Here is a 20,286-nt window from a genome sequence, read left to right as displayed (position 1 = left end):
TCCGTCTGTGACCACCCTGCCCACCGCCGAGGACCTCGCCCGCCTGGCGGCGGAGGCCGCGACCCGCTGCGGCGTCGACCTCGACGCCGTCGCGGGCGACGACCAGGTGACCTCGCCGGTGAACGGCGCCCGGGTCGCCTCCGTGCGCCGGGACACCGCGGCCGACGTCGAGGCCGCCGTCGCGCGGGCCGGCGAGGCGTTCCGGACCTGGCGCACGGTCCCGGCGCCGGTGCGCGGCGCGCTGGTCCGCCGCCTCGGCGAGCTGCTGCGCGAGCACAAGGCCGACCTCGCCACCCTGGTGAGCATCGAGGTCGGCAAGATCACCTCCGAGGCGGCCGGCGAGGTCCAGGAGATGATCGACATCTGCGAGTTCGCCGTCGGGCTCTCGCGTCAGCTCTACGGCCGGACGATCAGCTCCGAACGGCCCGGGCACCGGCTGATGGAGACCTGGCACCCGCTGGGCGTCGTCGGCGTCATCAGCGCGTTCAACTTCCCGGTCGCCGTGTGGTCGTGGAACACGGCGCTGGCCCTCGTCTGCGGCGACCCGGTGATCTGGAAGCCCTCGGAGCTCGCGCCGCTGTCGGCGCTGGCGTCCGCCGCGCTGCTGGACCGGGCGATCCGCGAGACCGGCGCACCCGAGGGGCTCAGCCAGGTCGTGCTCGGCGGCGCCGACGTGGGCGAGGCGCTGGTCGCCTCGCCCGGCGTGGCCCTGCTCAGCGCGACCGGCTCCACGCGCATGGGCCGGCTGGTCGGGCCGCGGGTCGCCGACCGCTTCGGCCGCTCGCTGCTGGAACTGGGCGGCAACAACGCCGCGATCGTCACGCCGTCGGCCGACCTCGACCTGGCCACCCGCGGCATCGTGTTCTCGGCCGCCGGCACCGCCGGGCAGCGGTGCACCACGATGCGCCGGCTCATCGCGCACGTCGACGTCGTCGACGCCGTGACCGAGCGGGTCGCCGCCGCCTACCGCCGGCTGCCGATCGGCTCGCCGCTGGACGCCGGCACGCTGGTCGGCCCGCTGGTCCACGACGCCGCGTACAAGGCGATGCAGGACGCCCTCGAGGCGGCGCGCCAGCAGGGCGGCGAGGTGCTCGCCGGCGGTGGGCGGCGGCTGGCCGAGGAGGCGCCGGACGCCTGGTACGTCGAGCCGGCGCTGGTCCGGATGCCGGGGCAGACCGACATCGTCCGGCAGGAGACCTTCGCGCCCATCCTCTACGTGCTGCCGTACCGCACGTTGGAGGAGGCCGTGGCGCTCAACAACGACGTCCCCCAGGGGCTGTCGTCGAGCATCTTCACCTCCGACCAGGCCGAGGCCGAGCGGTTCCTCGCCGCCGACGGCTCCGACTGCGGCATCGCCAACGTCAACATCGGCACCTCGGGTGCGGAGATCGGCGGCGCGTTCGGCGGCGAGAAGCACACCGGCGGCGGCCGGGAGTCCGGCTCCGACGCGTGGAAGGGCTACATGCGCCGGGCCACCAACACGATCAACTTCTCCGGCGAGCTGCCCCTCGCGCAGGGCGTCGAGTTCCCCATCTGACCGCGGCGCCGACGGTGTGCGCCGGCGCCGGGTTCCCCACGCCGGAACCCCGCCTCGGCGCACACCGTCGGCCGCCTCAGACGGCGGTGGCGGTGAGGAAGGTGCAGACGCCGTCGCCGGAGGTGGCCCGCTGGCGGATGCCGAGCAGCCACAGCGCGGCCATCTCCGCCCGGTAGGCAGCCCGCATCGGCCCGCTGTAGAACGTGTCGCCGGCGGTGGTGACCTCGACGTCGTCGAACCCGGCCAGCCGCACGTGCTCGGTGAGCATCCAGTCCGGCAGCAGCGTGATGTGGCCGGGGGAGTGGTAGAGCCGCGGGCCGAACACGTACGGCGCGCCGCGCAGCAGCGTGAGCAGCCGCGAGTGCGGGTGCGTGACGTTGGGCGTGCTCACCAGCAGTCGGCCGCCGGGACGCAGCAGCGCGCGGATCGAGCGCAGCACCTGCCGCGGGTTCTCCACGTGCTCGAGCGTCTCCACGCACACCACGAGGTCGAACGGGCCGCGGGTGTCGTCGGTCCACTCGGGGTCGTCGAGGTCGAGGCGGGAGATCCACTCGTGCGGCGGGTCGAGGTCGGTGGGGACGACGTCGAGGCCGGCGTCGCGCAGCCGCAGCGCCAGCGCGCCGCAGCCGGAGCCCACCTCGAGCACCCGGCCGCCGTCGGGCAGCACCGACCGGGCCAGGTCCGCGGCGTACTCGTGCACGCCCGGGGCGGCGTGGATGCCGTGCCCCTGGTAGCTGCGGACTGCGGGGGTGCGACGCCCGTCCCGGCGCACGACGTCGGTCACCGGTCCAGCCTCGCACCGACCGGGCCCGCCCGCCCTCCAGGACGGCGAGGGATCAGACGGAGGCGCCGTGGTGGACGACGCGGCCCTTGCCGGCGCGCTTGGCGCTGTACATGGCCGCGTCGGCGCGGGCCATGAGCTCGTCGGCGCCCACCGCGGCGTCGCCGGCGGTGAGGGCGACCACGCCGGTGCTCGCGCCCACCGCGCGGCTGCGGCCGGCGACGCTGAACGGCACGTCCATCGCGGCGGTGATGCGGGCGGCGGCCTCGACGGGGTCCCCGCCGTCCTCGAGCAGCGCGGCGAACTCGTCGCCGCCGAGCCGGGCCACCGTGTCGCCGCCGCGCAGCGCCCCGGTCAGCCGCTCGGCCACCCGCAGCAGCAGCTCGTCGCCCGCGGCGTGGCCGAGGGTGTCGTTGACCGACTTGAAGTCGTCGAGGTCGAGGAAGACGACGGCCACCGGCCGCATGTCGCGGGCGTGCAGCGCGAGGGCGTGCTCGAGCCGGTCGAGGAACAGCGACCGGTTGGCCAGGCCCGTGAGCGGGTCGGAGAAGGCCAGGTGCCGCAGCTGGGCCTCGCGGGCGGCGAGGTCGTCGGCGAGCCGGACGTTCTCGCGCACCGTCCCGTACTGGCGGGCCAGCAGCGCCGCGATGACGACGGCGACGACGAGCTCCTCGCCCCGGCCGAGGGTCGCGCCGGTGAGGGTTCGGGCCAGGGCCACGCCGAGGGCGAGGGTGACCGGCGCGTAGGGCAGCAGGGAGGCCGCCGCGCTGGTCCGCCGGACCGGGGCGCCGCTGCTCGTGGCGCCGGCGCCGGTGGCGTCGGCGGGACGGCACAGGCCCGCGGCGGCGAGCAGCACGAAGGCGAGCGCCCAGCCGGCGTCGACGGTGCCGCCGTCGTAGGCGCTGGTGGCGGCGAGGTAGGTGAAGGCGCTGTCGGCGACCGCCATCGCGGTGACGCCGGCGGCGACGAGGTTGAGCGGCCGGCGGTCGCCGGGGGTGCGGGTGACGAGCAGGACGGCGAGCACCACGAGGGCGACGTCGGCGACCGGGTAGGCGGCCAGGAGCAGGCGGACGGCGACGTCGTGACCGGTGTCCTCGCGGAGCACCGCGCCCAGCGCCGTCTGCCAGCTGACCAGGCCGACGGCGCCGGCGGTCATCACCGCGTCGAGGCAGCGCTGCCATCGGCCGGTGCGCCCGCCGCCGGCCGGGTGCACGACGAGGGCGAGCACGGAGAGGACGGAGAACCCGAGGAAGCCGAGGTCGGCCAGCGACGGGAAGGGCGCCTCGCCGCGGACGGAGAGGACGGCCCAGTACGCCTGCCCGGCGAACCAGGAGGCGCACGCCGCCGACAGCAGCGCCCAGGCCGCGCGCATCCGCCGGCCGCTGCAGCGCGCCGCGTGCCGGGCGGTGGCCGCGGCGGCGGCTCCGGCGGCCAGGGCCTGGGTGACGTCGGAGACCAGCGCCGCGGCGCCGGCCGGGAGGACGGCGGTGGCCAGCATCCCGACCGTGCACGCGGCGACGAGCAGCGCGCCCAGGGTGGACGCGGCAGGGGGCCGGGCCATGTCGCGCTCCTCTCGCCGACGGGGGTGTCCCGTTCCCCATCGGCGCGCGGGGGCTCCGGGGACATGACCCGTCGGGGGGAGAGGGCGCCTCACCGGATGGCGGCGAGCGCCTCCGTCTGCTGCGCGCACAGCTCGGCGAGGGCCTGCGGCGCCGACCGGCACAGCCGCGGGAAGGCCAGGAACCCGTGCGGCATGCCGACGTACTCGGTGAAGCGCACCGGCACGCCGGCCTCGCGCAGGACCCCGGCGTAGCGGACGCCGTCGTCGCGGATCGGGTCGTGCTCGGCCACCTGCACCAGCGCCGGGGGCAGGCCGGAGTGGTCGCCGGCGAACAGCGGCGAGGCGTGCGGGTGGTGCGGGTCCTGGCCGCCGAGGTAGTGGTCGCGGAAGGCGAGGCAGTCGGCCTTCGTGAGGATCGGCGCGGAGGCGTTCTCGTCGATCGACGGGCTGCTCATCGTCAGGTCCACCGACGGGTAGACCAGCCCCTGGTGCGCGATCCGCGGGCCGGAGCGGTCGCGGGCCAGCAGGCAGACGACGGCGGCCAGGTTGCCCCCGGCGCTGTCGCCCATCACCGCGACCCGGCCGCCGTCGGCGCCGAACTCCTCCGCCCGGGCGACGACGTCGACCAGCGCGGCGTAGCAGTCCTCGGCCGCGGCCGGCCAGCGGTGCCCCGGCGCCAGCCGGTAGTCGACCGACACGACGACGGCGCCGACGGTGGCCGCCACGTTGCTGCACAGCCAGTCGGCGGAGTCGAGGTTGCCCAGCGTCCACCCGCCGCCGTGGAAGTTGACGACCAGCGGCAGCGGTCCGCCCGCGCCGTCGGGCCGGTAGGTGCGCACCGGGACGTCGCCGACCTCGCCGCGGGCCGTCCCGTCGCTGAGCCGCACGTCGCGGGCCACGCCACCGAGCAGCAGGTCGGTCGCGGGGTTGTGCGGGACCGACTGCGACTGGGCCTTCCGCAGCCGCTCGTCGTCCATCGACGAGATCGACATCCGGCCGAGCAGCCGGCCGAGCGCCCGCACCCGCAGGTCCATCCGTGCCACGTGTCCTCCTGTGTCCGGGGTTCAGGGATTCAGGGTTCGGCGTACCAGGCCCAGCCGAGCCCGGGGACGAGGAGCCGGCCGTCCTCGACCGGCAGGGGGCCGTCGCTGCCGGCGACGCAGGGGTAGGTGCCGAAGCCGGTGACGGTGTCGGCGTCCACGGTCTGCGGCCGGGCGCTCACGTTGGCCAGCCCGACGAACGTGCCGCTGCGGGGGTGCCGGCGGCGCCACACCAGGACGGCGTCGCTGCCGGCGTCGACCACCTCGGACTCCGTGCCGCCGGCGAGCGCGGGCTGCCCCCGCCGCGCCTCCGACAGCCCGCGCAGCAGCGCCGTCACCCGGCCCTCGAGGCTCCGCGGGTCGACGGCGCGCTCGGTGGCGGCCCAGTCCAGCGGCGGGCGGTGCATCCACCGGTTGTCGGGGGCCAGTGCGGGGTCGGCGCGGTACCCGGCGTCGTTGCGCTGGGCCAGCTCGTCGCCGGAGTAGAGCAGCGGGATCCCGCCGAAGCCGTAGGCCACCGCGTACAGCAGCCCGAACCGGCGCAGGCCCGTCTCCAGTGCCGCCTCGTCGCCGCGGTCGAGGGCGTCCTCGATGCCGCACAGCGACGCCGTCGTCCCCGAGATCCGCGCGTCGCCGGTGGCCTCGTTCTCCTGGAACAGCGCGCCGCGGGCGGAGGAGCCGGGGAAGCGGCCGGAGTAGAAGTCGTTGAGGAACCGGCGGTGGGCGAACCCGTCGAGGCCGAGGGCGGCGGCGTCGGTGTCGGTCACCGCCCAGCCGATGTCGTCGTGCCCGCGCACGTAGGTGCACCAGGTGGTCGTGGGCGGGATCGGCCGCATCCGGCCCAGCGCCTGGCGGGCCAGGCGGGCGTCGCCGGTGGCCAGGCTGCTCCACAGCAGCACCATGAGCTGGTTGTGGTAGGCCAGCTCGCACTCGGGCCGGTAGCGCTCGTGGGCGCCCAGGTACTGCACGAGGTCGTCCGGGGCGACGATCGCCTCGGCCTTGAACACCACCCCGGGAGCGGCCAGCCGGGTCAGCGCGTGCAGCAGCTGCAGCAGGACGTGCGCCTCGGGCAGGTTCTGGCCGCTGGTGCCGATCCGCTTCCACATGAACGGGACGGCGTCCATGCGGAAGACGTCGACGCCGCGGTTGGCCAGCCAGGTGATCTCGCCGAGCACGGCCAGCGTCACCTCGGGGTTGGTGTAGTCGAGGTCCCACTGGTACGGCCAGAACGTCGTCCACACCCAGCCGCCGGCGCCGCCGAGCGCCTCGGGCACCCAGCTGAACGAGCCCGGCGCGCGGTCGGGGAAGACCTCGGGGATGGTGGCGTCGTAGGCGTCGGGCAGCTCGCGATCGGGGAAGGCCGTGTAGAAGCCCGCGTACGCCGGGTCGCCGGCCAGCCAGCCCCGGGCCCACGCGTGCTCGCGGGCGGTGTGGTTGAGCACCAGGTCGATGCACAGGCTCATGCCGCGTCCGTGCAGCGCCGCGGCCACCGCCTCGAGGTCGGCCATCGTGCCCAGCCGGGGGTCGACCTCGCGGTAGTCGGCCACCGCGTAGCCGCCGTCGTTCTCGCCCGCACGCGGGCGCAGCAGCGGCATGAGGTGCAGGTAGGTGGTGCCCAGCGCCTCGAGGTGGTCGAGCTTCCCGGGCAGCTCGCGCAGCGTGCCGCAGAAGCGGTCGACGTAGCAGACGTAGCCCTGCACCCGCGGCGACTGGAACCAGGCCGGGTCGATCTCGCGGCGGCGGTCGAGCCGGCGCAGCTCCGCGGGCCGCTCGGCGGCCGCCCGCAGGGAGGTGCGCAGCGCCCGGCCGAGCAGGTCGCCGGCCCGGTCGCCGTAGAGCCGCTCCACCGCCGCGACGACGTCGGGCAGGACGAGGCCGGCCCGTGCGAGGAAGGCGTCGGCCTCGTCCTCCCCGAGCGCGGCGGCCGCCTCGTCGGCCATCCCGGGTGGCATCCCCGTCACGTCTCCTCCGTCCCCGCGCGGCGCACGGTCACCGCGGCCAGTGCCCGGTCGGCCAGGCGCACGAACTCCCCGGCCGGCGTGGCCGGGTCCCACGTGCGGAACGCCGCGACCAGGGCGGCACCGGCCGTCGCGGCCAGCTGCCGCGCGTGCAGCGGGTCGCCGGGGAAGCGCCGGGCCGCCCAGGCCTCCAGCGCCTCCTCCAGGTGCCGGTGGATCTGCACCGGGTAGTCGCTGAGCTCGCCGGACTCGGCCACCTGCCGGTAGACGTGCAGCGTGTCCGGCGGGCCCCACCGGACGAACGACGCGCAGATCCAGCACAGGTCCGCCCAGGCGTCGTCGGTGACCGGGGCCTCCTCGGTCAGCCGCTGCAGCCGGCCGGCCAGCTCCGGCTCCGGGTCGAAGAGCGCCGCGGCCTTGGTCGGGAAGTAGTTGAAGAACGTCCGGCGCGAGGTGCCGGCCGCCGCGGCGACGTCGTCGACGGTCACCGCCGCGAACCCGCGCTCGGCCACGAGGCGCAGCGTCGCCTCGCGCAACGCGTGCCACGTGGCCAGCCGGGAGGACTGCCGCGCCACCTGCTCCACGGCGTGGACCCTAGGGCCTTGCACTGAGTGCAAATCACTCCTAGCGTGACGCGCGGCACTGTAAGGACCCCGTCCTCCCCGCCACTCGCACGCTCGCGGCGGGACCCGGGACGGGGCCGGGACGGAGGCAGCGGTGGCAGGACGGGTCGAGGGCAAGGTCGCGCTGGTCACGGGCGCGGCGCGGGGCCAGGGGAGGGCGCACGCCGTCCGGCTGGCGGCCGAGGGCGCCGACGTCGTGGTGGTCGACGTCTGCGGGCAGTTGCCCGACGTCACCTATCCCTCCGCGACGGAGGAGGACCTCGACGAGACGGTGCGGCAGGTCGAGGCGCAGGACCGCCGCGCGGTGAAGGCCGTCGTCGACGTCCGCGACCTCGCCGGGCTGCGGGAGGCCGCCGACCGGGGGGTGGCCGAGCTCGGCCGGCTCGACGTCGTCGTGGCCAACGCCGGCATCTGCAGCCCGCGCCCCTGGGACCAGGTCGCCCCCGAGGTCTTCGCCAACACCCTGGACATCAACGTGACCGGCGTGTGGAACACCGTCATGGCCACCGCGCCGCACCTGGCCTCCGCCGGCGGCGGCTCGATCGTGCTGGTCAGCTCCGCGGCCGGGCTGAAGGTGCAGCCGTTCATGGTCCACTACACGACCAGCAAGTGGGCCGTGCGCGGGATGGCCAAGGCCTTCGCCACCGAGCTGGCCAGGCACTCGATCCGGGTCAACAGCCTGCACCCGACCGGCGTCGCGACGCCGATGGGCGAGGGCGACATGCAGGCCACCCTCGGCGCGGCCATGGCCGGTGACCCGAGACTGGCGCCCATGTTCAGCAACCTGCTGCCCGTCCAGGTCACCCAGCCCGAGGACGTCGCCGACGTCGTCCTGTTCCTCGCCTCCGACGAGTCCCGCTACGTCACCGCGCACGAGATGGCCGTCGACGCCGGCGTCTCGGAGTTCTGAGATGAGCTCTCCCGACCGGAGCAGGGCACTCGTCCTCGGCGGCGGCGGCATCGCCGGGATCGCGTGGGAGATCGGCCTGCTGTCGGGGCTGGCTTCCTCCGGCGTCGACGTCCGCGACGCCGACCTGGTGGTGGGCACGTCGGCCGGCTCGATCGTGGGCACGCTCCTGCGCACCGGCGCCGACCTCGAGGAGCTCTACGCCGCGCAGCTCGGTCCGGTGCCGGCCACCGAGCGGGCCGTGCAGTTCGACGGCGCCGCGTTCTTCGCCTCCTTCGCCGCGGCGCTGGCCGGCGCCACGGAGCAGCAGGAGGCGCGTGCCCGCATCGGCGCGCTGGCGCTGCGGGCGCAGACCATGCCGGAGTCGGAGCGGCGCGCGGTCATCGGTGGGCGGATCGGGACGCCGGAGTGGCCCGACCGGCGTCTCGTGGTGACCGTCGTCGACACCGCCGACGGGGAGTTCCTCGCCGTCGACCGCGACACCGGCTTCCCGCTGCTCGACGCCGTCGCCGCCTCGTGCGCGGTGCCCGGCGTCTACCCGCCCATCACCATCGGCGAGCGCCGGTTCATGGACGGCGGCATGCGCTCGGCCACGAACGCCGACCTCGCTGCGGGCTGCGAGACCGTCCTCGTCGTCGCGCCGATGGCCGGGATCGCCGGCAGCCCGCTCGGGCCCTCGCTGGACGACGAGATGGCGACGCTGGGCCGCGACGGGAAGGCGCACCTCGTGCTCGCCGACGAGACCGCGGTGCAGGCCTTCGGCACCAACCCGCTCGACCCCGCCACCCGCGAGCCCTGCGCCCGCGCCGGCCGCGCTCAGGGCGAGCGGGTGGCGGAGGAGATCCGCGCGTTCTGGGGCTGAGCCCAGTCGCCCGTTGTCGACCTGCGGTCGTCTCGCACTCGCCGAGGCAGCCGCAGGTCGACACCCGGCGTCGGTTCGGGCCTCAGCCGCCGAGGACGCGGACGGCGAGCACCGCGACGTCGTCGTCGGTGCGGTCGGGGAGCACCCGGGTCAGGAGCCGGTCGCACAGCGCGTCGGGGGACAGCCCGGCGAGCCCGGACAGCGCGTCGGCGGCGGCCGCGAGGCCCTCGTCGATGCCCCGGCGGCCGATCTCGACCAGCCCGTCGGTGACCAGCACCAGCGTCTCGCCGGGGCAGAGCACCGTCTCGTGGTCGCTGCGCACCGCGAACTCGTCGGCGCCCAGGAGCCGCTCGGGGCGGGTCTCCAGCAGCCGCACCCGGTCGTCGGCGCCGAGCACCAGCGGCGGCAGGTGGCCGGCCGACGACCAGCGCAGTCGGTGTCCCGGTGCGCCGTCGGCCCGGGGCAGCAGGTGCGCGACCAGCGCGGTGGCCAGCGTGCCCACGTGCAGGCCGGCGAGCACCCGGTCGACCCGGTCGAGCGTCCCGGCCGGGCCGTCGGGGGAGTCGTAGGCCAGCGTGCGGACGGCGCTGCGGAGCTGCGCCATCGCCGCGGCGGCCTCGACCCCGTGCCCGGCGACGTCCCCGATGACCAGGACGGTCGCGCCGTCGGGTCGGTCGAAGGCGTCGTACCAGTCGCCGCCGACGAGGTCCTGCGAGACCGCGGGCCGGTAGCGGACGGCGACCTCGAGGCCCGGGGGCTGCGACGGCGGGGTGAGCAGGCTGTGCTGCAGCGTCTCGGCGACGCGCAGCTGGCGGCCGTAGAGCCGGGCGTTGTCCAGGGCCAGCGCGCCGCGGCGGGCGACCTCGACGGCGAGCGCGACGTCGTCCGGCCCGGCCGGCGGGCGGTCCCCGCAGCGCACCAGCGACAGCACGCCGAAGGCGGTGCCGCGGGCCTGCAGCGGCACGAACAGGCTCGACCGGGGGTCCAGCCGCTCCCACGCGCCGCGCACCGGGCCCGCCGGCAGCGACTCCGGCCCCAGGTCCGGCTCGACGTCGCGCAGGTGCACCGGCTCGCCGGAGTGCAGGACCATCGCGACGGCCTCGGTGTCGCGCGGCGCGGTGATCCGGCCGGCGAGGTAGGTGTCGACGTCGACCAGGCGCTCGGGGTCGCGGTGGGCGCGGGCGGAGCCGCCCGGTGCGCCGTCGCCGGCGAGGACGGTGACGGTCGCCCAGTCGGCCAGGCGCGGGACCACCAGGCGGGCGAGCTGGTCGGCGGCGGTACCGGTGTCGAGGCTCTGCGTCAGGGACTCGGTGACCTCGGCGAGGTAGCGGTAGCGGTCACGCTCGACGTCGACGGCCCCGTCCCCCGTGGGTCGACTCACTCCGGCTCCGTCCCGGCTCCCTCGCTCAGGGCGCCGGGTACGGAGCGTACGGCAGCGCTCACCCGCCGACCGGCGGCTCGGCGGGGGTCAGCGGGCGCGGCGGTCCCGGTAGCGGGCGGCCCGCTTCGCGGCCGCGGCGCGCCGTCGTTCGGAGTCCCGGGCGTCCCGCACCCGGCCGGCCCGGTCGCGGACGGCCTGCGCCGACCCGGGGGCGTAGCCGGCCTTCTTCACCCGGTTCTCCACCGCCTCGGTCATGTAGGCGAGGGAGAAGGCCATCCCGAGGATCAGCCCACCGAGGGCCGACAGCCCGCGGATCCAGAAGGCGCCCGGCACCAGCAGCAGGACCAGCGCGATCGGCACGGCCAGCTGGACCAGCGTGCGCGCCACGTGCCGCCACACCCAGGTGCGCGTCGTCGTGTCGTACAGGACCCAGGTGCGGTGCCGCTCGGGCAGCCCGGTGCCCATCGCGTAGGCGAGCCACCACAGCGGACCGGGGCGCACGCGCGGGGGAGTTTCCTGGTCCGGCTCCATGACTCCTGTCTACGCCTCAGATGCTGTGTGCACCAATGGTTGGTGTACCAATCACGGTGTGGGATCGGTCTCCAGGGCACGCTGGGAGGCCGCGATCACGCGCGTCAGGGAGCCGTGCAGCGCCTGCAGCTCCTCCAGCGGCATCCCGAGGTCCGCCACGATCCCGGAGGGGATCGCCTCGGCCCGCGCCCGCAGCGCGCGCCCGCGGTCGGTCAGCGCGATGGCCAGCGCCCGCTCGTCCCGCGGGTCCCGGTCGCGGCGGACCAGGCCGGCGGCCTCCAGCCGCTTGACCAGCGGGGAGAGGGTGCCGGGGTCGAGCTGCAGCAGGCGGGAGAGGTCCTTCACCGCCAGCGGACCGGACTGCCACAGCGCCAGCATCACGAGGTATTGGGGATGGGTCAGCCCCATCGGCTCCAGGAACCGCCGGTAGACGGCGACCACGTTGCGCGCGGCGACCGACAGGGCGAAGCACACCTGGCGCTCGAGGGCGAGCGGGTCCGGGTCGAGAGGGGCCGGGGCGGCGTCGACGGACTGCATGCCCCGATGCTAGATCCGTGGTGCCCCAACGATGGGTGCACCAACGGCCTCATCCGGCTGCCAGCCGCCGGGCGCGGGCCCGCGGTGCTCGAGGAGCGCGTCGACGCGGCCGTGCAGGTCGCCCAGGCGGGCGTGCACGTCACCGGTCACGAAGCCGGCCGAGTCGTCCCCGCCGAGCGCCACCGGGACGTGTGGCGGCAGCGTGGCGAGCAGGCCCGCGGCGTCGTCGCCGGCGGCGGCCACCTGACGGGCGCTGAGCCGGACGTAGCCGAGGAACTCGCCGAGCGCGTCGACGACCGCCTCGACCCCGGCGGGCGTGCACGACCCGACCGGCACGTCGAGGACGACGCCCCCGCCGCTGGGCGCGACCACCGCGACGGCGTCGTCGACGAGGTCGGGGCGGTCGGCGGGGACCGGCGCGAGCAGCGGCAGGACCCGGTACGGGCGGGCCTGCTCGGCCAGCTGCCCGAAGACGTCGGCCCGCTCGGCGGGGGAGGACGCGGTCAGCCGTGCGGTCACGTACCGGGCACCGAAACGCGCGCCCAGGTCGAGCACGCGCCCGTGGTCGGCGTGGACGTCGTCGCGCGGCAGGGCGCTGCCCAGGTGCACCCGCCCGACGTCGAGCACGGTCACGCGGGTCTCCAGCAGGAGTGCCACCAGCCGGGCGAGGTTGCGCTCCCCGGCGCCGCCGTGCCACCAGGGCTCGACCTCCTGGGCACCGCCCACGTGCAGCCCGACCGAGTGCCACCCCGTCCCGGGCAGGGCCTCCGTCAACTCGAGGACGTCGCGCGGGTGCACCAGCGACTGGTGCACCGCGAGCCGGTTGGGTGCGTGCACGCTCATCCCTCCGCGGCCGGGAGTGCCTGGCGGCGGCGTCGGTGCGCGGCCATCCGCACCGGCGCGTCGGTGGTGCCGTAACCGTCGTTGCCGCCGAGGCGCTGCACCACCTCGAAGAAGACGCGGTCGCCGAGGACGTCGGTGGCCAGGTGCAGGTACCCGCCGCGTGCGTCCTCCTCGTACATGAGCCCGTGCTCGCGGATCGCGGCCAGCAGGTCGGCGGGCAGGTCGTGGCGGGCCTCGAGGTCGTCGGCGTAGTTGGCCGGGATCGGCAGCAGGGGTGCCCCCGCCGCCCGCAGCGCGCGGGCGGTGGCCACCAGGTGGTCGGTGGCCAGCGCCACGTACTGCGGCTCGGGGACGCCGGGCGCCCACCCGCCGCGGCGCAGCGCCGACACCGACAGCGTCAGCCGCACCGCGCGGTCCGGCCCGGTCACCGCGCGGGTGCGCACGAGGCCGAAGGGCGCGGCCAGCTCGGTCACCTCCTGCGGGTCGAGCCCGAGCACCGCCCGGTAGAACAGCCCGGCCTCGTCGAAGGCGTCGAAGGGCTGGGTGAGTCCGACGTGGTCGATGCCGGTGATGCCGGCGCCGGGGCCGGCCGTCCGGCCGGTGGGGAGGAAGTCGGCCGGCCAGCCGTCGGGACCGGTGCGGGTGAAGAAGACCTGCGTGCCGTCGGGCGCGGCGACGGCGGACAGCTCCGCCTCGGCCGTGCCGCGGGTGCGGGGGAGGACCGGCGCGCTCATCGCCTCGGCACGTGCGGCCGAGCCCGGCGGGTCGCTGCTCTCCAGGCCGAGCGCGGCCACCGACGCCACACCCGGTCCCGTCGGCCGGACCACCGACGCGTTGAGCAGCACCCGCGCGCGGCCCTGTTCCCACAGCTGCACGGGCTTGGACCGGTGCTGGCCGGTGTGTGTGAAGCCGAGCGCGTCCAGCACGCCGCCCAGGACGGGTCCGGAGACGCCGTCGACGGCGAGCTCGGTGAACGACCAGCCGGTCAGTGCGGGCGCCGCCGGGGGCAGCGGGAGACCGGCATCGGGGCGGCGCAGCGCGAGGGCCTCCTCGAGCCACTGCAGCGACCGCATGGCGTCGACCGCCGTCCGCGCCGGGTCGGCCTGCCGGTAGACGTCGTTGAAGACCTCCAGCGACAGCGGCCCGGTGTAGCCGGCGGCGAGCACGCAGGCCACGAAGCGCGGCAGGTCGAACGCGCCCTGGCCGGGGAAGAGCCGGTGGTGGCGGCTCCACTGCAGGACGTCCATCTCCAGCCGCGGGGCGTCGGCCAGCTGCAGGAAGAACAGCTTCTCGCCGGGGACGGCGGCAAACCCCGCCGGGTCCCCGCCGCGGGAGAGCACGTGGAAGCTGTCGAGGCACAGGCCCAGGGCGGGGGAGCCGGCGCGGCGGACGGCGTCCCAGGACGCCTCCCAGGTGGAGACGTGCCGGCCCCAGGCGAGCGCCTCGTAGGCGATGCGCAGGCCGCGCTCGCCGGCGCGGGCCGCGGCGGTGGCCAGCTGCTCGGCCAGCAGGTCGGGGTCGTCGACGGCGTCGGGCGCGACCGACGAGCAGACCAGGACGGTGTCGGTGCCGAGTGCCGCCATGACGTCGAACTTGGCCTCGGCGCGGCGCAGGTTGCGGGCGAACCGGGCGGGGTCGGTCGAGTCGAGGTCGCGGAAGGGCTGGTAGAGGTCGATCGACAGGCCGAGGTCGGCGCAACGGGCGGCCAGCTCGGCCGGCGACCACGGCGAGGCGACGAGGTCGGGCTCGAAGACCTCGATGCCGTGGAAGCCGGCTGCCGAGGCGGCGGCCAGCTTGTCCTCGAGCGTCCCGGACAGGCAGACGGTGGCGACCGACCGTCGGAACGGCTCAGCGGACACGGACGTCGGGCCCCGGGTCGGCGACGAGCTCGGCGAAGTGGGCCAGCATCCGCTCGGCGTCGGGCTCCACGCCGGTGAACAGCCGGAACGCGTCGACGGCCTGGAACACGGCCATGCCGCCGCCGTCGAGGACCCGGCACCCCAGCGCGCGGGCGGTGCGGACCAGTTCGGTGTCCAGCGGGCGGTAGACGATGTCGGCCACCCACAGCTCCGGCCGCAGCAGCTCGGCCGGCAGGGGGAGCCCCGGGTGGGCGGCCATGCCGGTGGGGGTGGCGTGCACCAGACCGTCGGCCCCTGCGAGCGCCTGCTCGAGCCCGGGCAGCCCGCCGCCGGTGACGCGGTCGCCGCCGAAGCGCCCGTGCAGCGCGCCCGCCAGCCCCGCCGCGCGCTGCCCGTCGACGTCGAGGACGGTCAGCCGGCGGGCGCCGAGGGTGAGCAGCGCGTGCGCGACGGCGGCGCCGGCACCGCCGGCACCCAGCAGGACGACGTCGTCGAGCCCGGCCTCGGGCAGGCCGCGGTCGAACGCCCGCGCGAAGCCGGACCAGTCGGTGTTGTGCCCGACCGCGCGGCCGTCGCGCAGCACGACGGTGTTGACGGCGCCGAGCGCCTCGGCGTCGGGGGAGAGCTCGTCGAGGTGCGGGATGACCAGCTGCTTGCACGGGTGCGTGACGTTGAGCCCGTCGAACCCGGCCAGGCGGGTCGCCGCCAGCACCTCGCCGATCGCCGTCGCCGGGCGGTGCATCCGGTCGAGGTCGAGGCGGCGGTAGAGGTAGCGCAGGCCGAGGGCGCCGGCCTCCCGTTCGTGCATCGGCGGGGTGAGCGACGGGCCGATGCCCGTGCCGACCAGGCCGACGAGGAAGCTCCGCTCGGCGGACGCCATGGACTGCCCCCAACTATGTACCAACCGGTGAGTTGTCCTCAGGGGACCACATCCGGCGACCGGCCGCCAGCCCTCAGGGTGAGCCGGGACACCGCGCCGCCGCCACCGCGGAGTGCACGTCCGCGGCCCCGTGCGGCGCGGCGACCTAGGCTGCCGGGGTGAGCGAGGGGGGCCCGGTGGGCGGGGGGACGGAACGGACGCGGGACGCCGACCGGACGCGCGCCGAGATCCTCAGCGTGGCCACCGCGGAGTTCGCCGACCGCGGCTACGCCGGCGCCCGGATCAACGAGATCGCCGACAAGCTGAGCACCACCAAGCGGATGATCTACTACTACTTCGGCGGCAAGGAGCAGCTCTACGTCGCCGTCCTGGAACAGGCCTACAGCCGCATCCGGGGCCTGGAGCAGCAGGTCGACGTCGAGCACCTCGACCCCGTCGAGGCCATCCGCGAGCTCGCGGGCCTGACCTTCGACCACCACGAGGCGCACCCGGACTTCATCCGGCTGGTGAGCATCGAGAACATCCACCGGGCCGAGCACATCGCCCGCTCCGAGGTGCTGACCCGGCTGGCCAACCCGGCACTGGACGTCCTGGGCCGGATCCTCGAGCGCGGCTGGGACGCCGGGGTGTTCCGCGAGGACGTCGACGCCCTCGACGTGCACCAGGTGATCAGCGCGTTCTGCGTCTTCCGCACCGCCAACCGGCACACCTTCGGCGCGATCTTCGGCCGCGACATGCTCGACCCCGCCCGCCGCGACCACCAGCGGCGGCTGCTCGGCGACCTCGTCGTCGACTTCCTCACCGCGCACTGACGCGGCGCCCGCCCACCTGACCCCTCGGCTTGACAGCGTGACGGCGATCACCTCACCATCTGGTACGTAACCAGTTGGTACATAAGCCGCTGGTCGCCGTCGGGACGCCCAGCCGAGCCCCGGCACGACGAGGTCCCTGCCGCCCGCACCCTGGAGACGCCGATGTCCACGACCACCGCCCACGGTGGCCCCTCGACCGAGCCCGTGCCCCGCAAGGCCGCCCTGGCCAGCTTCGTCGGGAGCATGCTCGAGTACTACGACTTCTTCATCTACGGCGCGGCCGCCGGGCTCGTCTTCCCGGACGTCTTCTTCCCCGACACCGAGGCCGCCACCGGCACGCTGCTCTCCCTGGCCACCTTCGGTGTCGCCTACGTGGCCCGTCCGATCGGCGCGGTGGTCATCGGCCACTTCGGCGACCGGGTCGGGCGCAAGAAGATGCTGGTGCTCACCCTGCTGCTGATGGGCGTCTCGACGTTCCTCATCGGCGCGCTGCCGTCCTACGCCTCGATCGGCGTCGCCGCGCCGATCCTGCTGGTGGTGCTGCGCGTGCTGCAGGGCCTGTCGGCCGCCGGCGAGCAGAGCGGCGCCAACTCCCTCACGCTCGAGCACGCCCCCGAGGGCCGGCGCGGCTTCTTCACCAGCTTCACGCTGTCGGGCACGCAGGCCGGCCTGATCCTCGCCAACGTCGTCTTCCTGCTGGTGGCGCTGCTGCCGGAGGACCAGTTGCTCAGCTGGGGCTGGCGGATCCCGTTCTTCCTGTCCGCGATCGTCGTCGCCGTCGGCTACTGGGTGCGCCGCTCGCTGCCCGAGGCCGAGGAGTTCGAGCGGGTCGAGCAGCACGACGACGTCGCGAAGCTGCCGGTGGCCGTCCTGTTCCGCGACCACTGGGCCGCGGTGGTCCGCGTCGTGCTGTGCGCGCTGGTCTCGGTGATCAGCACGATCGTCAGCACCTGGGCGCTGGCGCACGGCACGCAGGAGGTCGGCATGGAGCGCTCGACCCTGCTGTGGATGGTCATCCTCGCCAACGTCGTCGCGCTCGGCGCGCTGCCGCTCTGGGCACGGCTGTCCGACCGGATCGGTCGCCGTCCGGTGTTCGCGTTCGGCGCGCTGGGCTCGGCCGTGCTGGCCTTCCCGTTCCTCTGGGCGCTGCAGCAGGGGAACGGCCCGCTGGTCGTCGTCTTCGGCATCGTGCTGTTCGGCATCGTGTACTCGGCGGCCAACGGCATCTGGCCGTCCTTCTACGGCGAGATGTTCAGCACGCGGGTGCGCTACTCGGGCATGGCCATCGGCACGCAGGTCGGCTTCGCGCTGGGCGGCTTCTCGCCGGCCATCGCCACGGCGATCGCCGGTGACGGCAGCGGCGGCTGGGTGCCGGTCGCGATCCTGACGGCCGGCGCGGCCACCGTGGCGGGGCTGTGCGCCCTCACCGCGCGCGAGACCGCGCACGTGCCGCTGGCGCGGCTCGGGGAGGCGGCCGTGCCGCCGGCGCGCGAGGAGTCGCTCACCCGCGCCTGACGGGCAGCACCCACCGCGGGCCCCGGCCGACCCGGCCGGGGCCCGCGGTGCGCCCCCATCCGCGCCACACTGGTCGGCGGACGGGGAGGTGCGCATGCGGACGCTCGACGCGGCCGGCTTCCGGGCGACGGTGTCGGTCCCGGGGATCGTGCTGGTCGACGTCCGCTCCTCGCTGTCGGGCTCGAGCCGGGCGTTCAGCGCGGTGCTCGACGCCGTCGCGGCGCGGCACCCGGACCTGGTGTTCGCCGCCGTCGACGCCGAGGCGGAGCAGGCGCTGGCCGCCGAGCTCGGGGTGCGCTCGACGCCGACGCTGATGGTCTACCGCGACGGCGTGCTGGTGTTCGCCGAGCCCGGCTGGTTGCCGGAGGACTCCGTCGACCTGCTGGTCGCCACCGTCCGCGCGCTCGACATGGCCGCGGTGGTCGCCCAGTACCCCGAGCCGCTGTGACCCGCCGCCGGGTGTCGACCTGCGGCGGTCTCCGGAGCACCTGAGACGACCGCAGGTCGACAGGAGGCGGGCGGTCAGCCGGCGAGGACGACGACCAGGGTCCGCGGTCCGTGCACGCCCTCGACGCGCTGCAGCTCGATGTCCGACGTCGCCGACGGGCCGCTGACCATCGTGAGCGGCGCGACCGGGTCGAGCCGGCCCAGCGCGTCGGGCACGTCGGGGACCACCTGCGCGGCCTCGACCACGCACACCAGCACGTCCGGCAGCAGCGACAGCGCCCGGCGGCCCGACAGCGGCGAGCCGTCGAGGACGAGGGTGCCGGTCTCGGCGATCGCCGTCGCCACGCCGGTCAGGGTCGCGGCGAAGGCGGCGAGCTCCACCGCGGGACGGCCGTCGTCCTCCGGAGACCCCGACGGCCGCCAGGCGGCCGGCACCCCGGGGGCGACGACGACGTCGGCGGGCGCCCAGCCCTCACCCAGCGCCAGGTCCAGGCCGCGGACGACGCTCGCGGGCACCTCGTCGGGCGCGCAGCGCAGCACCGTGGCGCGGTAGTCCTCGACGCGCTCGGCGAGCAGGTCGAGCAGCTCGGCGGGGGCGAGCGAGCGCGGCCCCGGGACCGGCGGGACGTCCACGACCGGACGGTGCTCACCGAGCGCCGTGCGGATGCGGCCGAGCACCTCCTCGCGTGCACTCACGACCGGTGCTCCTCCGTCCACTGCTGCACGAACGACCTCCCGGGCGGGGTGGGCAGGTCGCGGGTGCGGGTCCAGGCGCTGGCCGGCGGCGGCAGCGCGGCGGGGAGCGTCGGCCTGCCGCGGGCGAGGAACCGGCCGAGCCCGGCCGCGCGCTGGGCGAGGTGCCACAGCCGCGGGTTGCTCATCACCCGCGACAGTCCGCGGAAGGCGACCGCCTCGGCGGTGGGCCGCGTCTGCGCCTCCACGTGCTCGGCGCGCAGGTGCACGAGGATCGAGGGGATGTCGATGGCCACCGGGCAGACGTCGTAGCAGGCCCCGCACAGCGACGACGCGTACGGCAGCGAGGCGTTGTCCTCGACGCCGGTGAGCTGCGGGGACAGCACCGCGCCGATCGGGCCGGGGTAGACCGAGCCGTAGGCGTGCCCGCCGGCGCGCTCGTACACCGGGCAGACGTTGAGGCAGGCCGAGCAGCGGATGCAGTGCAGCGCCTCGCGGCCCACCTCGTCGGCGAGCACCGCCGTCCGGCCGTTGTCGAGCAGCACCAGGTGGAAGTCCTGCGGCCCGTCGCCGGGGGTCACGCCGGCCCACAGCGAGGTGTAGGGGTTCATCCGCTCGCCGGTGGAGGAGCGGGGGAGCAGCTGCAGGAAGACGCCGAGGTCCTCCCAGCGCGGCACGACCTTCTCGATGCCCATGACCGTGATGAGCGTCTGGGGCAGCGTCAGGCACATCCGGCCGTTGCCCTCGCTCTCGACCACGGCGAGCGTGCCGGTCTCGGCGACGGCGAAGTTGGCCCCGCTGACGGCGACCCGCGCGCACAGGAACCGCTCCCGCAGGTGGGTGCGGGCGGCCATCGCCAGCTGGCGCGGCTCGTCGGTGAGCCCCGGGTCGACGCCGGGAATCGTGCGGCTGAAGATCTCGCGGATCTCCGAGCGGTTCTTGTGGATGGCCGGCACGAGGATGTGGCTGGGGGAGTCCTCGCCCAGCTGGACGATCAGCTCGGCGAGGTCGGTCTCGATCGCCTCGATGCCGGCCGCCTCGAGCGCCTCGTTGAGGCCGATCTCCTGGGTGGCCATCGACTTGACCTTGACCACCTCGTCGCTGCCGGTGGCCCGGACCAGCCCGGTGACGATGCGGTTGGCCTCGGTGGCGTCGCGCGCCCAGTGCACGGTGCCGCCGCGCGCGGTGACCTGCCGCTCGAGCTCCTCGAGGTGCTCGTCGAGGCGGGCCATGGTCGCGGCCTTGAGCGCCTTCCCGGCCTGGCGCAGCTGCTCCCAGTGCGGCACCTCGGCCACGACGGCGGCGCGCTTGCCGCGGATCGTCGTCGTGGCGCGGCCGAGGTTGGCGCGCAGCTGGCCGTCGCGCAGCGCGGTGCGGGCGGCGTCGGGGAAGGACTGCGTGCCGCGCAGGTGGCCCACGCCCCGGGGTGCGGTCGGCAGGCCGAGGAACGTCGTCCCGGAGCGTGGCGCGCCCGGAGCCAGCGGCGTCGGGTCGGAGGAAGCGGCAGAAATGGCCATAT

19 protein-coding genes are annotated in these 20,286 nt (G+C 75.6%); 6 read left to right on the top strand and 13 right to left on the bottom strand.

Translation table 11 applies throughout. From position 1 onward, the window contains the following. Positions 1-7: 7 nt before the first annotated feature. Positions 8-1,537, top strand: coding sequence for an L-piperidine-6-carboxylate dehydrogenase (gene amaB / locus FN207_RS19930; protein ID WP_142460195.1), 1,530 nt, complete (start codon positions 8-10; stop codon positions 1,535-1,537). A gap of 76 nt (positions 1,538-1,613) precedes the next feature. Here amaB and FN207_RS19925 read toward each other — a convergent pair whose 3' ends face one another. The 5 genes from FN207_RS19925 to FN207_RS26725 all read right to left on the bottom strand — a co-directional run bounded on the left by FN207_RS19925 (position 1,614) and on the right by FN207_RS26725 (position 7,461). Further along, complete coding sequence (locus FN207_RS19925; protein WP_142460194.1) at positions 1,614-2,321, bottom strand: class I SAM-dependent methyltransferase; 708 nt, start codon at positions 2,319-2,321, stop codon at positions 1,614-1,616. 52 nt (positions 2,322-2,373) lie between these two features. Next, positions 2,374-3,879, bottom strand: coding sequence for a GGDEF domain-containing protein (locus FN207_RS19920; protein ID WP_142460193.1), 1,506 nt, complete (start codon positions 3,877-3,879; stop codon positions 2,374-2,376). An 89-nt stretch (positions 3,880-3,968) separates the two neighbouring features. Further along, positions 3,969-4,913, bottom strand: a complete 945-nt coding sequence (locus FN207_RS19915; RefSeq protein ID WP_246066215.1) for an alpha/beta hydrolase — start codon at positions 4,911-4,913, stop codon at positions 3,969-3,971. Positions 4,914-4,951: 38 nt separating this feature from the next. Beyond that, a complete protein-coding gene (locus tag FN207_RS19910) occupies positions 4,952-6,871 on the bottom strand; it encodes an alpha-amylase family protein (RefSeq protein ID WP_142460191.1) in 1,920 nt (639 codons plus the stop codon). A 5-nt stretch (positions 6,872-6,876) separates the two neighbouring features. Beyond that, positions 6,877-7,461 (bottom strand): TetR family transcriptional regulator, encoded by a 585-nt coding sequence (locus FN207_RS26725; RefSeq protein ID WP_246066197.1) that lies wholly within the window; start codon positions 7,459-7,461, stop codon positions 6,877-6,879. Between the two features lie 133 nt (positions 7,462-7,594). Here FN207_RS26725 and FN207_RS19900 point away from each other — a divergent pair, with 133 nt between their 5' ends. Beyond that, positions 7,595-8,410, top strand: coding sequence for a mycofactocin-coupled SDR family oxidoreductase (locus tag FN207_RS19900; RefSeq protein WP_142460190.1), 816 nt, complete (start codon positions 7,595-7,597; stop codon positions 8,408-8,410). 1 nt (position 8,411) lies between these two features. Further along, entirely contained in the window at positions 8,412-9,269 is an 858-nt protein-coding gene (locus tag FN207_RS19895) for a patatin-like phospholipase family protein (protein WP_142460189.1), read from the top strand. A gap of 82 nt (positions 9,270-9,351) precedes the next feature. On the opposite strand, the gene FN207_RS19890 is transcribed toward FN207_RS19895, so the two are convergent. From FN207_RS19890 to FN207_RS19865, 6 genes are all read right to left on the bottom strand, one after another. Continuing rightward, the gene (locus FN207_RS19890) at positions 9,352-10,650 is read right to left on the bottom strand and encodes a PP2C family protein-serine/threonine phosphatase (RefSeq protein ID WP_142460188.1); all 1,299 of its coding nucleotides are present in this window, start codon (positions 10,648-10,650) and stop codon (positions 9,352-9,354) included. An 87-nt stretch (positions 10,651-10,737) separates the two neighbouring features. After that, complete coding sequence (locus FN207_RS19885; RefSeq protein WP_142460187.1) at positions 10,738-11,181, bottom strand: DUF5313 family protein; 444 nt, start codon at positions 11,179-11,181, stop codon at positions 10,738-10,740. Between the two features lie 51 nt (positions 11,182-11,232). Then, entirely contained in the window at positions 11,233-11,718 is a 486-nt protein-coding gene (locus tag FN207_RS19880; protein WP_142460186.1) for a MarR family winged helix-turn-helix transcriptional regulator, read from the bottom strand. A 9-nt stretch (positions 11,719-11,727) separates the two neighbouring features. Beyond that, positions 11,728-12,555 carry a hypothetical protein gene (locus tag FN207_RS19875; protein ID WP_142460185.1) on the bottom strand — a complete coding sequence of 276 codons (828 nt, stop codon included), beginning with the start codon at positions 12,553-12,555 and terminating at the stop codon, positions 11,728-11,730. Positions 12,556-12,557: 2 nt separating this feature from the next. After that, positions 12,558-14,420: a bifunctional sugar phosphate isomerase/epimerase/4-hydroxyphenylpyruvate dioxygenase family protein gene (locus FN207_RS19870; protein ID WP_142460184.1), complete on the bottom strand. Its 1,863-nt coding sequence runs from the start codon at positions 14,418-14,420 to the stop codon at positions 12,558-12,560. Further along, positions 14,410-15,300, bottom strand: a complete 891-nt coding sequence (locus FN207_RS19865; protein ID WP_142460183.1) for a shikimate dehydrogenase — start codon at positions 15,298-15,300, stop codon at positions 14,410-14,412. Before FN207_RS19865 ends, FN207_RS19870 begins: the two co-directional genes overlap by 11 nt. A gap of 158 nt (positions 15,301-15,458) precedes the next feature. On the opposite strand from FN207_RS19865, the gene FN207_RS19860 reads away from it, so the two are divergent. The 3 genes from FN207_RS19860 (at position 15,459) to FN207_RS19850 (ending at position 18,075) form a co-directional block, all read left to right on the top strand. After that, the gene (locus FN207_RS19860) at positions 15,459-16,112 is read left to right on the top strand and encodes a TetR/AcrR family transcriptional regulator (protein WP_221888302.1); all 654 of its coding nucleotides are present in this window, start codon (positions 15,459-15,461) and stop codon (positions 16,110-16,112) included. Between the two features lie 162 nt (positions 16,113-16,274). After that, entirely contained in the window at positions 16,275-17,627 is a 1,353-nt protein-coding gene (locus FN207_RS19855; RefSeq protein WP_142460182.1) for an MFS transporter, read from the top strand. A gap of 94 nt (positions 17,628-17,721) precedes the next feature. Further along, positions 17,722-18,075, top strand: coding sequence for a thioredoxin family protein (locus FN207_RS19850; RefSeq protein WP_142460181.1), 354 nt, complete (start codon positions 17,722-17,724; stop codon positions 18,073-18,075). A 74-nt stretch (positions 18,076-18,149) separates the two neighbouring features. Here the strand turns inward: FN207_RS19850 and FN207_RS19845 are convergent, their stop codons facing one another. After that, positions 18,150-18,770 (bottom strand): LutC/YkgG family protein, encoded by a 621-nt coding sequence (locus FN207_RS19845; RefSeq protein ID WP_142460180.1) that lies wholly within the window; start codon positions 18,768-18,770, stop codon positions 18,150-18,152. After that, a complete protein-coding gene (locus FN207_RS19840) occupies positions 18,767-20,284 on the bottom strand; it encodes a LutB/LldF family L-lactate oxidation iron-sulfur protein (RefSeq protein ID WP_142460179.1) in 1,518 nt (505 codons plus the stop codon). The genes FN207_RS19845 and FN207_RS19840 overlap by 4 nt, the downstream gene beginning before the upstream one ends. Positions 20,285-20,286 lie beyond the last annotated feature (2 nt).

The sequence above is a fragment of the Geodermatophilus aquaeductus genome, from assembly GCF_900182545.1.
GTDB classification, from domain to species: domain Bacteria; phylum Actinomycetota; class Actinomycetes; order Mycobacteriales; family Geodermatophilaceae; genus Geodermatophilus; species Geodermatophilus aquaeductus.
This window is presented reverse-complemented; position numbering and strand designations above follow the sequence as displayed.